13 protein-coding genes are annotated in these 13,362 nt (G+C 68.2%); 7 read left to right on the top strand and 6 right to left on the bottom strand.

Annotated features, from left to right (window positions below; genetic code table 11):
* Nucleotides 1-787: M14 family zinc carboxypeptidase (locus tag VHS75_RS20815; RefSeq protein WP_329640539.1), on the bottom strand; the 787-nt coding region annotated here is incomplete at its 3' end.
* Between the two features lie 230 nt (nt 788-1,017).
* On the opposite strand from VHS75_RS20815, the gene VHS75_RS20810 reads away from it, so the two are divergent.
* Genes VHS75_RS20810 through VHS75_RS20800 form a run of 3 tightly spaced genes read left to right on the top strand, consistent with a single transcriptional unit; the run spans nt 1,018 to nt 3,663 of the window.
* A complete protein-coding gene (locus VHS75_RS20810) occupies nt 1,018-1,632 on the top strand; it encodes a TetR/AcrR family transcriptional regulator (protein ID WP_329640538.1) in 615 nt (204 codons plus the stop codon).
* A 22-nt stretch (nt 1,633-1,654) separates the two neighbouring features.
* Nucleotides 1,655-2,590 (top strand): hypothetical protein, encoded by a 936-nt coding sequence (locus VHS75_RS20805; protein WP_329640537.1) that lies wholly within the window; start codon nt 1,655-1,657, stop codon nt 2,588-2,590.
* A gap of 11 nt (nt 2,591-2,601) precedes the next feature.
* Nucleotides 2,602-3,663, top strand: a complete 1,062-nt coding sequence (locus tag VHS75_RS20800) for a hypothetical protein (protein WP_329640536.1) — start codon at nt 2,602-2,604, stop codon at nt 3,661-3,663.
* On the opposite strand, the gene VHS75_RS20795 is transcribed toward VHS75_RS20800, so the two are convergent.
* Entirely contained in the window at nt 3,660-4,445 is a 786-nt protein-coding gene (locus VHS75_RS20795) for a helix-turn-helix domain-containing protein (protein ID WP_329640535.1), read from the bottom strand. The genes VHS75_RS20800 and VHS75_RS20795 overlap by 4 nt on opposite strands.
* A 7-nt stretch (nt 4,446-4,452) precedes the next feature.
* Entirely contained in the window at nt 4,453-5,835 is a 1,383-nt protein-coding gene (locus VHS75_RS20790) for an amino acid permease (RefSeq protein WP_329640534.1), read from the bottom strand.
* A 71-nt stretch (nt 5,836-5,906) separates the two neighbouring features.
* Here VHS75_RS20790 and VHS75_RS20785 point away from each other — a divergent pair, with 71 nt between their 5' ends.
* Together VHS75_RS20785 and VHS75_RS20780 are read left to right on the top strand one after the other, a co-directional pair.
* Entirely contained in the window at nt 5,907-7,052 is a 1,146-nt protein-coding gene (locus VHS75_RS20785; protein WP_329640533.1) for an aminotransferase class V-fold PLP-dependent enzyme, read from the top strand.
* Between the two features lie 72 nt (nt 7,053-7,124).
* Nucleotides 7,125-8,471, top strand: a complete 1,347-nt coding sequence (locus tag VHS75_RS20780; RefSeq protein WP_329640532.1) for an amidohydrolase family protein — start codon at nt 7,125-7,127, stop codon at nt 8,469-8,471.
* 127 nt (nt 8,472-8,598) lie between these two features.
* On the opposite strand, the gene VHS75_RS20770 is transcribed toward VHS75_RS20780, so the two are convergent.
* A complete protein-coding gene (locus tag VHS75_RS20770; protein ID WP_329640531.1) occupies nt 8,599-9,669 on the bottom strand; it encodes a hypothetical protein in 1,071 nt (356 codons plus the stop codon).
* 167 nt (nt 9,670-9,836) lie between these two features.
* On the opposite strand from VHS75_RS20770, the gene VHS75_RS20765 reads away from it, so the two are divergent.
* Nucleotides 9,837-11,516: a sulfatase-like hydrolase/transferase gene (locus VHS75_RS20765; RefSeq protein WP_329640530.1), complete on the top strand. Its 1,680-nt coding sequence runs from the start codon at nt 9,837-9,839 to the stop codon at nt 11,514-11,516.
* 17 nt (nt 11,517-11,533) lie between these two features.
* Nucleotides 11,534-11,971, top strand: a complete 438-nt coding sequence (locus VHS75_RS20760) for a hypothetical protein (protein WP_329640529.1) — start codon at nt 11,534-11,536, stop codon at nt 11,969-11,971.
* Here VHS75_RS20760 and VHS75_RS20755 read toward each other — a convergent pair.
* Both VHS75_RS20755 and VHS75_RS20750 read right to left on the bottom strand, forming a co-directional pair.
* Complete coding sequence (locus VHS75_RS20755) at nt 11,968-12,384, bottom strand: DUF1330 domain-containing protein (RefSeq protein WP_329640528.1); 417 nt, start codon at nt 12,382-12,384, stop codon at nt 11,968-11,970. The genes VHS75_RS20760 and VHS75_RS20755 overlap by 4 nt on opposite strands.
* Entirely contained in the window at nt 12,384-13,298 is a 915-nt protein-coding gene (locus tag VHS75_RS20750) for a haloalkane dehalogenase (RefSeq protein WP_329640527.1), read from the bottom strand. Before VHS75_RS20750 ends, VHS75_RS20755 begins: the two co-directional genes overlap by 1 nt.
* Between the last annotated feature and the right edge of the window lie 64 nt (nt 13,299-13,362).

Below are 13,362 nucleotides of genomic sequence, written 5' to 3'. Positions count from 1 at the left end.
CGAAATGGTAGTTCGACGGATTGCGGAACGGCGGAACGAAGACCACCTCGCCCAACGGGCCGGTCTGGTGCTCGTTGTAGACGATCTGCGGGAACCAGTCCTTGAACATGGCCTTGTTGATGGCCGTCGTCTCGGGCTGGTTCGACATATAGTATTCGCGGTTGTTGTCGTGTCCGACGTAGCGCTGGTAGATCACCGGCAGGTCGGCCAGGGACCGCGCCTTCACGTCCGCCTTGCGCATGTACCAGTTGGCCACCAGCTGCTGGCCGTCCGGGTTGGGCAGGATGAACAGCGTGATGTCGTCGTTCAGGAAACGCAGCGTCTCCGGGTCGTTCTTCGACAGCATCTCGTAGACGATCTGGATCTGCGACTGGGCCGACGAGACCTCGCTGGCGTGCAGGCCGCCGTCGATCCAGACCATCGCCTTGCCTTCCTTGGCCAGCGCATGGGCCTCGGCGTCCGTGAGCCCCTTGGCCAGCGCCAGCTTCTGGGAAATCTCCCGCTGACGGTCGAGGTTCTTGAGGTTCTCCGGCGAGGAGACGACCGCCATCCAGATGTCGCGGCCCTCGACGCTCTTGCCGAGGCTGACCAGCTTCATCCGGTCGCTCTCGGCGGCCAGCTTCTTCCAGTAGGCGGTGGTCTGGTCATAGTTGGCCAGGAAGTAGTCATCCCCCGGCTCCGAGCCGTTGAAGGCCTCCTTGGGCGTGGTGATGTGAGCGGTCTGGGCCACGCCCGCGCTCTGCCATGCCAGGGCCAAGGCCACGCCCGCGAACAACGCCGATTTCATGCAGATCCCCCGTCTCACGCGCGGCCCCGCCCACCGTCCGGACCGCTGGAAAGCGGCGACCGTAACTCCGTACGCCCACGAGTCGAGCCCTAAGCGTCAGCACAACGCCGCTCTTTGATTGCGGGTCGGAAATGCGGGCGACCGCCGTTCGCGCGGCGCCGGCCGCAGCCGCTTGGCAGCTCGTCTTTTGTTACGTAACGTAGCAACTATCGAAGGAGCCGGAACGCGCGATGTCCACGACCGTCCAAACGCCGGCGCGCGCCGCCCGGATGGCCCATCCGGCGCGGGCCGCACAGCTGTTGGATGTGGTCGAAAAGCTGGCGCTCACCGAAGGCTTGGCCTCGGTGACCATGCAGCGGATCGCCGATCTGGCCGGCGTCGCCAAGCCCGTGATCTACCGCCATTTCGCCAACGCCAGCGAGGCGCTGCTGGTGGTGCTGGAGCGCCGCTGGGCCGAGATCGACGCCGACCTCGACGCCATCTTCAGCGGCGGCCCGAATTTCGAGGCTGAGGTCGCCCAGCGGGTGGAGCACTACCTGATCGCCATGGCCTCCGACCGTTACCGGATCCGCAAGCTGCTAGCGGTGGCCGACGGCGACCCGGTGGTCTTCCAGGCCTGGCGAAAGCGGCTGGACCGGCGGACCCGCGACCTGGCGGCGATCCTGGCCGAGACGCACGATGTCGCGCCTGGTGCGGCCCAGACGCTCGCCACCTTCTGCATCGGCGCGCTGTCGCGGCTCGGCGACAAGATCGCCGACGCGCCGGAGCCGGCGGCGGCCCAGGCCCGCCGCTTCGCCCGCTTCATCGCCGGCGGTCTCGCCAGCGCCAGACAAGACCCCGCATGACCGGGGCCAGGGAGGACGACAGATGATCGACAGACGCATCGTGACCGCGGGACTTTTGGGCTTCGGCGCAACCGGCGCCCACGCCGCCGGCAAGCGCGGGGTGATCGAGGGGCAGCCGACCTGGAGCGAGTCGGCGATGGTGCTCTATTTCGATCCGGAGCTGAAAAACGGCCTGTCCTTGCGCATCTCACGCTATCCGGACGTCGGCGCCACCTGGGTGTGGCTGCACCTGCTGGTCGATGGCGAACTCTACACCTTCACTGACAGCCACGTGCCCTGCGCGGCCGAGCACACCACGCCCGATCAGCCGACCGCCATCTATCCCTGCCCCGGCCTGAAGGTGAGCATCTCGCGGCTGGGAACCTCGGCGGAGATGAGGGCCATGTCGTTCAGCGCCGATCTCAGGACCCATCGCGGGACCAGCGGGACCGATGGTCCTGGCGCGAGCCCGGTCACCGTCGAGGGCGTCTTCCATCCAGGCCCCTTGCGGGCGGGATCGCCCAACGGCCGCTTCGAGCGCACCGGCCGGGTGGAGGCCACGGTGAAGGCGGGCGGCAAGACCGTGCGCCTCTCCGGCGTCGGCAAGGCGCATGAGCAGACCCAGACCACACCCCGGTTCACCGCCCCCTTCACCTACGCCATGCTGTGGAGCGCCAACGCCGGCCTGATCGGGCTGATGAGCCCCGCGCGCGGCTACGGCGACCTGGACGCCGACGGCAAGGACACGCCGATAGACTCCTTCAAGATCGAGAAATGGGCGCCTACCCGGCGCTTCGTCGCGGTCCTCAAGGACGGGCGACGCGTCGAGGGGTCGGCCGAAACCGTGCAGCGCTACCAAGTGCCGATCTATGGCCGCCAGTGGTTCGGCCGTGTGGTCCGCGCCGACGTCGGCGGCCACCGGATGGTCGGCATGATCAACGACTGGAAGCCCGAACAGCAGCCCTACGGCCTGGCCTAGGAGAGACCGACATGGATGTCCGCAAACCCGCCCGCCGCGACCTGCTCACCGCGGGCCTCGCCCTGCCGCTGGCCGCCGCCGCATCCCGCGCCTTCGCCGACGCGCCAGGCCCTGAGGCCGGGCCTTTCGAAATCGCCACCGTGGAGCGCATGGACCTGGTCGACCCGGACCAGGGCCGCACCATCGCCACCCGCGCCTACCACCCCGCCAAGCCCGGCCGCTATCCGGTGATCATCTTCAGCCACGGCTTCGGCGGCTCGCTGGTGACCTTCACCAATACGGGGAAGGTCTGGGCCAGCCACGGCTACGTCGTCCTGCATCCGACACATGCGGACTCGCTGGCGATGATGGACCCGACGGTCCCTCCGGCCGACGCCGACGTCATGCGCCGCTACCGCGCCGCACGCACCGGCCCGACCGGTGCTCCTGATCCAGCCTTGGCGAAGGCCTTCGTAAAGGTGCTGGACGACCCCTTCTTCATCAACAACCGCCTGCGCGACGTCAGCTATCTGATGCACGCGCTGAAGACCCCCAAGGCGGGCCTCGCCGCGGCGCTGCTGGAGCGCGCGGACATCTCGAAGATCGGGATGAGCGGCCACTCTTTCGGCGCCTATACGACCCTGGTGATCGCCGGCTCGGCGCTGATGCCGCCGGCCGCCGCGCCGGTCCCCACGGGCTTCTCCGGCTTCCTGTCGATGAGCGGCCAGGGACCTGGCCGGATGTGGCTGACCGACGACAGCTTCAAGACCATCGTGAAGCCCTTCATGGCCACCACCGGCACCCGCGATTTCGGCGCCGCCGGCGAGACGCCACCCTGGCGCCTGAAGCCCTATGACCTGAGCCCACCGGGCCGGAAATACGCCGTGGTGGTGGACGGCTTCCGCCACTCCGATTTCGACACCGCTCCGGGCGATCCGGAGATGGGCGCGCGCGGCGCCCAGCTGCGAAGGTACCAGCTCGAATTCTGGGACAGCGTGCTGAAGTCCGACCGCGCCGCCCAGACCTCGCTGGCCAGCCAGGCCCAAGGCTCGAAACAGACCGACCCCGTCTGGCTGCGCGCCCGGCTAGCCTAAGGCTCGGCCCGCGCGCGGGCCTGCTCGAGCCCCGCCGATATCTCGTTGGCCAGCGCCGTGACCAGCGGCAGGTAGCGGCGCGTGGCCTGAGGCTCGGTCATGGTCGAGCGATAGTAGAAGAAGGCCAGAGCGCCCAGCGGCCCATCTTCGCCCGGCTCCATAACCGGCACCGCGAAGCTGCGCGTGGCGTCGCTCCGCGGCCGCTCGATGGTGGCGTAGCCGTCGGCCCGCACCCGCGCCAGCAACGCCTCCAGGTCCGCCGCCCGGTCCGGACCGGCCAACGCGTCGCCGGCGGCGCGCAGGGCGTTCAGCACGAACTGCCGCTCTTCGTCCGAACACCAGGCGAAGTAGGCCCGGCCCACCGCGCTCCCCAGCATGCCCACCCGGCGGTTCAGGAAATTCTCCTCCCGCGAAAACGGGCTGATGTGGCGCGTCGAGAAGCGGACCAGCATGCTGTCGGTCTCGCTGGTGGCCAGCGACACCTGCCACTTGTGCCGTCGCGTGAAGGCCTCCATCAGCGGCCGGGCGACGTCGACCACCAGGTCGCGGTGGCGCACGCCCGACGACAGACGCAGCACCGCGTCGGTGAGCGCATAGCCCTCGCGCCGCGAGATCCGCACCACATAGCCGCCCTCGATCAGCGTCTCCAGCAGGCGCACCAGCGAGGACTTGGGCAGGCCGGTCAGCGCGTGCAGGGCGGATAGCGAGCTCACCCGGGCCCGGTTCATCGCCTCGATGACAGCCAGGCCCCGGTTCAACGACTGGACGTGGTCCTTCTCCATGGCCGCCTCAGGCCGCGCGGCTGCGGAGGCCTCGCCGCAGAAGGACGTAGACCACCGAAAGCAGGATCAGCCAGGGCGCGCCGACGATCCAGGAGATGTTCCAGAACTCGGTGTCGAGCCCCATGGTGATCAGGATTCCCGCCAGCAGGATCAAGCCCGCGATCTGCATCGCCGGGAAGAACGGCATCCGCACCGGCAGCTCTTCCGGCCTGTGCCGGCGGCGGAACGCCAGATGGCTGACCAGGATCGTCATCCAGGTGAAGATCGCTCCGAAGGTCGCGACGCCAAAAAGGTCGTTATACGCCAACGGCGTGAACTTGGAGAGCGCGGCGGCGGCCAGGATCGCCACGCCGGAGACCGCGATCGCCGCGGTCGGCGCGCCGGCCGCGCTGAGCACGCCCAGCCGCTTCGGCGCATAGTCGCCGCGCGACAGCGAAAACAGCATGCGTCCCGCCAGATAGGTGTTGGCGTTCATGCTGGAGAGCGCCGCGGTCAGCACCACGAAATTCATCACCGCGGCGGCGTAGGGCACGCCAGTATGGGCGAAGACCTTCACGAACGGGCTCTGCTCGACGATCTTCGCGCCGGTGTCGGTCCAGGGGATGAAGCTGACCACGATGGTCAGCGCCAGCAGGTAGAAGAGCCCCAGCCGCAGCGCCATAGAGCGCAGCGCCGCTGGAATCGCGGCCTTCGGGTCTGGCGTCTCCGCCGAGGTCACCGCGATCAGCTCGATGCCGGTGAAGGAGAAGATGCCCATGATCACCCCCATCCAGATCCCCTTGAGCCCATGCGGCGCGAAGCCGCCGGGCAGGCCGGTCAGGTTGTGGAAGCCCACCGCCGGCTGGCCGACCCCCAGGATCGCGGCGCCGCCCATGACGATGAACAGCAGGATGGCGGTGACCTTGATGGTCGCGAACCAGTACTCGAAGGTCCCGAAGTTCTTCACCGAGCGGGAATTGATGAAGACGATGCCGATGGCGAAGGCGATCGCCCAGACCCAAACCGGAATGCCCGGAAGCCAGAAGCCCATGTAGGTCCCGGCCGCCACCGCCTCGCCGCCTATGGCGATCACCTGCGCGAACCAATAGGTGTAGCGCACCAAGAAACCGATCCAGGGGCTGAGATAGGTCTCGGCGTAGACGCCGAAGGAGCCCGCCGCGGGATGCATCACCGCCATCTCCGACAGGCTCAGAACGATGACCACGGCGATGAAGGCGGCGATGGCGTAGCTGATGATGACGGCCGGGCCGGCGTAGCCGATCGCAATGCCCGAGCCCATGAAGAGGCCGGTGCCGATGGCGCCGCCCAGACCGATCATGGTGATCTGGGCGCGCGTCAGGCCCTTGCTCAGCCCGGCCTCGCGCTCGATGATCGCGTCCTCGTCGTCCAACACCTACCCCCGGAAACACCCCGCCTCATGAACGCAGGATTCCAGACGCGCACAAGAGCAGGTCATTGGGCGTGAACCCGGATTGGGCGGCGTTCCGCGCCCTGTTCCCCACCCTTCAGCACAAGGCCTATCTGGCCAGCGGCTCCTATGGCCTGCTGGGCGCGCCGGTGGCGGCGGCGATCCATCAGTACATGGACGACCGGCTGGAGAAGGGCGCCGACTGGGGCGGCTGGGTCGGCAAGGCGGATGCGGTGCGCGACGGCATGGCCGCCCTGCTCAACACCGGCCCGGACGAGATCGCGGTCACCACCTCCGCGTCGGCCGGCATCAACGCGCTCGCCAGCGCCCTGGACTTCTCAGGCCCGCGCAACAAGGTGGTGGTGTCGAACTTCGAGTTCCCCACCGGCGCGCAGATCTGGCACGCCCAGGAACGCCGCGGCGCCGTCGTCGAGCATGTGCCGGAGGCTCCGGACGGCGGCGTCCCGCTGGAACACTTCGAGCGCGCCATCGACGAGCGCACCAAGATCGTCCAGGTGACCCATGTCTGCTACCGCAACGGCCAGCGGCTGGATGTGGCCGGCGTGGCGAAGATCGCCCGCGAGCGCGGGGCCCTGGTGCTGCTGGACTGCTTCCAGTCGGTGGGCGCGATGGACATCGACGTGAAGGTGCTCGGCGTCGACTTCGCGGTCGGCGGGATGCTGAAGTACCTGCTGGGTACGGCGGGGATCGGCTTCCTCTATGTGGACCGCGGCCACATCGAAGGGCTGATTCCAACGGTCGGCGGCTGGTTCGCGCAAGCCGACACCAACGCCATGGACATCTTCGCCAACGATCCCGCGCCCACCGCCGCGCGCTTCCAGTCCGGGACCCCGCCGGTGATGAACTGCTATGCCGCCGAGGCCGGGATCGGCCTGATCCGCCAGCTGGGCGTCCCGGCCATCGAGGCCCGCATCCGCGAGATCACTGGCGAGGCCATGGACCGGCTGACCGACACAAGTTGCCAATTGGCAACTTCCCGCGACAACGCTCAGCGCGGCCCGCAGGTGGCGATCCGATCGACCGACGCTGCGGCGCTCACAGAGCGGCTGGCGGAGCGCGGGGTGATCACCTCATGGCGCGACGGCAACGTGCGGGCGATGTTCCACGCCTACAACGACGCCTCTGATGTGGGCGCCCTGATCGACGGGCTCATGGCCAACCGGGAACTGCTGGCCTGACGCCGCCACGCCGCTAAGGTGCCGCCTGGGGATGGCCGCAGGTCGCGGCCCAAAGTATCGGGGATCAGCATCATGAGACGAGCAGCGCTTCTGGCGGCCTGCGCCCTTGGCCTGGCGATCGCGCCCTTCAGCGCGCGGGCGGAAACCTGGACCATCGAGCACGTCACCCTGATCGACGGCTTGGGCCACGCGCCTCAAGCCGACATGACGGTCATCGTCGAGGGCGACAAGATCGCCGCCATCACCCCCAGCGCCATGCTGAAATCGCCCAAGGGCCATGTGATCGACGGCCACGGCAAATACCTGATGCCCGGCCTGATGGACGTGCACATCCACCTGCACGGCGGCGTCGACCAGAAGACCGACACGGTGGAAAGCCGCACCCAGACTCTGGCCGGCTTCCTCTATTCCGGCGTCACCACCGTCTATGACGCCGGCAACCAGACCGAAATCATCCTGCCGCTGCGCGCCGCCGAGCGGGCCGGCAAGATCGCTTCGCCGCGCATCTTCGCCACCGGCAACCTGATCACCTATCCGGGCAGCCACGGCACGGGCATGGCCGTGAACATCCAGGACTTCGAGAAGGACAAGGACAAGCTCGACAAGCACATCGCAGAGCAGCAGCCGGACGTCGTGAAACTGACCCTGGAGGAAGAAGGCTGGGGGGCGCGGCCGATGATCACCCTGATGCCCGAGCCCCTGCTACGCGACATCATCCGCTACTACAATCTGCATGGCATCCGCACGACGATCCATGTGTCGTCGGAACTGCGCGCCGAGGAAGCGATCTTCGCGGGCACCGACAGCCTGGCCCACCCGGTGATCCAGGGCCCGGTCAGCGACAGCTTCGTCAAGCTGATGGGCGCCAAGAAGACGCCGTTCGCCTCGACGCTCACCATCGGCGAGAACTACAGCCGCCTGGCCGAACACCCTGAGTTCCTGGACCAGCCGCTCTATGCGGCGACCTTCAGCCCGGCCGACCGCCAGAGCCTGAAGACCAAGACCCGCGCCGAATACCAGGCGCGGATGTGGACCGCCTGGATGAAGCTGATGACCCCGGTCGCCGAGGAGAACATCCGCAAGGTCTGGGCGGCCGGCGGCGTCGTGGCCATGGGCACCGACCAGTCGAGCGGCCCGGCCTCGCAGCGCGAGCTGGAGCTGCTGGTCCAGGCCGGCCTCAAGCCCTTCGACGTGTTGACCATTGCCACCCACAACGGTGCGGTGCTGCTAGGAAAGGCCGACACGCTGGGCTCCGTCGAGCCGGGCAAGTTCGCCGACCTCCTGCTGCTCAACGCTGATCCCACCGCCGACATCGAGAACGTCAAGAAGATCGCCTTCGTCATGAAGGGCGGCCAGATCATCGACGAGTCCAAGCTGCCGCTGGCCGGCGGACCGCAGAAGCGGCGGTTTACGCCCTGATCTGCAGCTAGCCCAATCCTGTCATCCCGGACGGCCGAAGCGCCGATCCGGGACCCAGGAGCGACCGCACTGCAGAACCTCCTGGGTCCCGGCTCTCCGCTTCGCTGCGGCCGCGATGACGGGGATTTTAGTGCTTTAGGCCGGCGACGGCCCCTGCCGGCAGCATCACCTCCAGCAACTCCAAATCCCCCGACGCCCCGCTTAGGCGCCAGGCCTCGCCGGCCGGGATGACGAAGGCGTCGGCGGCCTGCAGCGCCTGAGCGCCCTCATGCTCCAGAGTCACAGCCCCCTCCAGGACGAAGCCGAAGAAGAACTCCCCGATATGCGGCGGGACTTCGAGTCCGCGCGTGTGGGCCGGGCGGATCACCCGGACATCCGCCAGGCCCTTCGTGGCTTTCGCCATGCCGCTCTCACGAACCTCGAACCCGGTCGCGCCCAGCGGCGTCCACGGCGTCTCAGCCGCCACGCTGTGCAGGAAGCGCTGGCCGCCGAAATCGCGGTCGGGGCGCGGCGCGGCCGTCGGCAGCTCCATCTCGTGGTCGGCTAGGGTCTCGTGCAGGGCCGGGCAGCCGATCTCCACCACCTCGAAGCCGGGCGAGCTTTCCAGAACCCGGTGGCGGATGCGCGGCGGCTGCAGCACGCAGTCGCCGGCCTGCATCAGGAACGGCGGGCCCTGGTCCTCGTAGACCAGCCGCGCCCAGCCGCGCCGGCAGAAGATCATCTGGAAGCGAACCTTGTGGAAATGCACCCAGTCGGCCACCGGTCCGCCGTCAGGGATAGCGATGTGCGAGGCGATGAACCGTCCGCCCAGCCGGCTGGGGATCAGGTCGCGGTAGAGCATGCCCGCGCGGCCGGCGCCCGCATCCGGACTGTCCGCCTGGCGGGTCAGCACGAATTCAGGCTCCAGCGGCGGGACCTCGACGGGCGGATCGGGCTCGACGAACTCGATCCGCGTGCCGTTGGGCGCGGTCACCACCGCCGGATTCGGCCGGGGTTCGGCGGCCAGCCGGATGATCCCGGGATCCCCCGCGCCGGGCGCCAGCCGAAGGCGCAGGCCATGGCCGGAGATCACCGCCACCTGCGGATCGTCGGCCGGGAAGATGGTCTCGACCCGGAAGCCCAGCTCGCCGGTGAAGAACGCCAGGGTCGGCGCCAGGTCCGCGCAGGGCAACTGAACCTCGGCGGGTCCCAGAACCATTCCACACTCCCGCAAAGAGGCCGCCCGCCGGCTCGGCGCCGATGCTAGCCGCGTCCGGCGCCGGAGCAAGGCCGCGAGGGCGATCCGCGTTCTGTGACATCTATCGACATTCTGGATGCCACTATATAGCTTCTCGCCCGCAGGACGACGCCACGGGGAGGCGGACCATGAAGCTGTGGACCTGGCTGGGGGCGATCGTCTTGGTGATCCTGGCGGCGCTGGGCGTGGCCTGGGGGAACAAGACGACGATCTTCGCCATGATCGCCCATTCGCGCCTGCCGCACATCGAGCCGAACCACGCCGTCACCTGGAACGAGGGCCCGCCCAATGCCCCGCCGGGCAAGCGGCCGCCGAACGTGCTGTTCATCCTGGCCGACGACATGGGCTACAACGACATCACCTTCAACGGCGGCGGCGTCGCCCGCGGCGCCGTGCCGACCCCCAACATCGACTCCATCGGCCATCAGGGCGTCGACTTCCTGAACGGCTATTGCGGCAACGCCACCTGCGCGCCCTCGCGGGCCGCGATCATGACCGGCCGCTATCCCACCCGCTTCGGCTTTGAGTTCACGCCGGCGCCGGTGGCCTTCGAGAAGATGGTCGGCACCGAGCATGAGGACGAGGATTTCGTCCTGCCGAAATTCTACAAGGACCGCCTGGCGCAGATGCCGCCCGGCTCCACGGCGTCCTCGCCCTCGGCGGTCAACATGCTGAGCGTGCCGTCCAGCGAGATCACCATCGCCGAGGTGCTGAAGACTAAGGGCTACCACACCCTCCACTTCGGCAAGTGGCACCTGGGCGGGATTAAGGGCTCGCGGCCTGAGGACCAGGGCTTCGACGAAAGCTTGGGCTTCATCCCAGGGGCGTCGCTGTACCTGCCCGAGCACGATCCGGGCGTGGTCAATTCCAAACAGCCGTGGGATCCGATCGACAGGTTCCTGTGGCCGAACCTGCCCTACGCCGTGCAGTTCAACGGCAGCCCGATGTTCGCGCCCAAGGGCTATATGACCGACTACCTCACCGACGAGGCGGTGAAGTCGATCCGGGCCAACCGGAACCGGCCCTTCTTCATGTACTTCGCGCCCAACGCCATCCACACGCCGCTGCAGGCCACCAAGGCCGACTACGACGCCCTGCCGCAGATCAAGGACCACCGGCTTCGGGTCTACGGCGCCATGGTGCGCAATCTGGACCGCAACGTCGGCAAGATCCTGGCGGAACTGAAGGCCGACGGGCTCGACCAGAACACGCTGGTGATCTTCACCAGCGACAACGGCGGCGCCGGCTACATCGGCCTGCCGGAGATCAACAAGCCCTACCGCGGCTGGAAATCGACCTTCTTCGAAGGCGGCATCCATGCGCCGTTCTTCATGCGCTGGCCGGGCGTCATCGCGGCGAACTCCCGCTACGGCTACCCGGTCGGCCACATCGACATCTTCGCCACCGCCGCGGCCGCGGCCGGCGCGCAGACGCCTAAGGACCGGGTGATCGATGGCGTCGACCTGATGCCCTACATCCAGGGCAAGGCCACCGGCCGCCCGCACCAGACCCTGTTCTGGCGCTCAGGCCAGTACAAGGTCGTGCTCGACGGCGACTGGAAACTGCAGTCGAGCGAGGCGCAGCACAAGGTCTGGCTCTACGACATGGCCAACGACCCCACCGAGCGGCGCGAGTTGTCGCAAGCCCAGCCGGCGCGGACCAAGGCCATGCTGGCGCTGATCGCCGCCCAGGACGCCCAGAGCGTCAAACCCATGTGGCCGTCGCTGCTTCAGGGGCCCGTATTCATCGATCACCCGAGCGGCCAACCGCAGCGGAAGGGCGAGGAATACATCCTGTGGGACAACTGACCGGAAGGACCTGAGGCATGAGCTTCTTCCCGCCATCCACCAACGCCCAGTATGCCGGCGCCCGATCCGCCGTCTGGTTCTTAGGCCTGGCCACGCTGCTGACCCTCGGCCCGGCCCTGATCCACAGCTTCGCGCCGAGCGGCGGGGCCGAAGGGATCGCCGGCCTCGACCTGGGCGCCCAGCGCAGCGTGGTGGTCGGCGTCTTCGCCTGGGAAGGCGCCACGCAGCTCGCGCTGGGGCTCGGCATGGCCGCGGTGGTCTGGCGCTATCAGCCGCTGACGCCGCTGTTCCTGGCCCTGGTGATCGTCGAGCGCGGGCTGATGAGCCTGCAAGGCTGGATCCTTAAAGCCCCCACGAACGGCCACCATCCGCCGGAACACTACGCGAGCCCGGTCACCGTCGTCCTGGCTGCGATCTTCCTGGCGCTGTCGCTGCGCCCCCGGAAGGCCGTCTAGAACCCCGCGCCCGGCTTGGTGCGGATGTTGAGCTGGCCCGCGAGGCCCGCCTTCCGGTGATGCTCGATGGCGTGCATCTCCGGCGACATGGCCATGGCCCGAAACCCCGCCAGCGAGGGGTATTCGGCGAGCGCCACCATGTCCCACAGCTCCTCGACCTCGCCGAGCATCAGGCCCGTGACCGCGCCCGAATAGCGGACCTTGCCGCCCAGTCCCTCGACCAGCTTGCGGACCGCCTCGCCGTAGCGGGCGTAGGCCTCGGCGCCGGTGAGGTCACCGTCCGAGCCGTCCTCATATTCGGCCTTCGGCTTGAACTTCAGCAGATTGACCATCACGAACGGCCCGTCCTCGGCGCCGCCGAAGAAGGCCATGGCCCGCTCCATGGTCGGCATGACCTGGTTGACCACCTCCATCAGGCGAACCGCTTCACGCGACGGGCGATCATCCCGTCGATCAGGGCGGCGATCTCGGCGGGGCTGTCTTCCTGCAGGAAGTGGCCGCCGTGCAGGATGACGTGCGGCTGGCCGGCGGCGCCGGGCACGCGCGCCTGGAACACCGCCTCGCCGCCGCGGGTCACCGCGTCGCCGTCGCTGAAGGCGGTGAGGAACGGCTTGTCGAAGGTTTCCAGCACCTTCCACGCGGCCTGGTTCTCCGCGATGGAGGCGTGCTCCGGCGTGACCGGAACCAGCAGCGGGAACTGCCGCGCGCCCTCCTTGTAGCTCTCGTCGGGGAACGGTGCGTCATAGGCGGCGACCTCGGCCGGCGACAGGTCGCGGCCGACCCCGCCATTGACGATGAAGCCCACCGGGAACTGCGGCACGGACTGGCTGAACGTGAGCCAGGACTTGAAGCCCTCGGTCATGCCGGTTCCCGTCGGCAGGCCGGTGTTGCCGACGATCACGCCGGCGAACATCTCTGGGAACGCCGCCACCAGGCGCAGCCCGATCAGGCCGCCCCAGTCCTGGCAGAAGAGCGTGACGTCGCTGAGCTCCAGCTGTTGCAGCCACTGGCTGACCCAGTCGACGTGGCGCTCGTAGGTGTAGTCGGCGCGAGCTGCCGGCTTGTCGGAGCGGCCGAAGCCGATCAGGTCCGGCGCGATGGCGCGATAGCCCCTGGCGACCAGGTCGGCGATGATCCTGCGGTAGAGATAGGCCCAGGACGGCTCGCCGTGCATCAGCACCACCACCGGCGCGTCGCGCGGCCCCTCATCCACATAGTGCAGGCGAAGCTGTGTCCCGTCGGCGTCGGCCAGCGTCGCGTAGCGCGGCGCGTAGGGCCAGCCCTCCAGACCCTCGAAACGCGCGTCGGGCGTTCGCAGGATTTGCATCTTCGTCCCCCCGATTGACTTCCGGATCCGCGGCCCGGAATATAGTGGCAATATGAGTGTCACT

Source organism: Phenylobacterium sp. (assembly GCF_036264965.1).
In the GTDB taxonomy this organism is placed as follows: domain Bacteria; phylum Pseudomonadota; class Alphaproteobacteria; order Caulobacterales; family Caulobacteraceae; genus Phenylobacterium.
The sequence above is the reverse complement of the archived record's forward strand: the minus strand, read 5'-3'. Positions and strand labels throughout refer to the sequence as shown.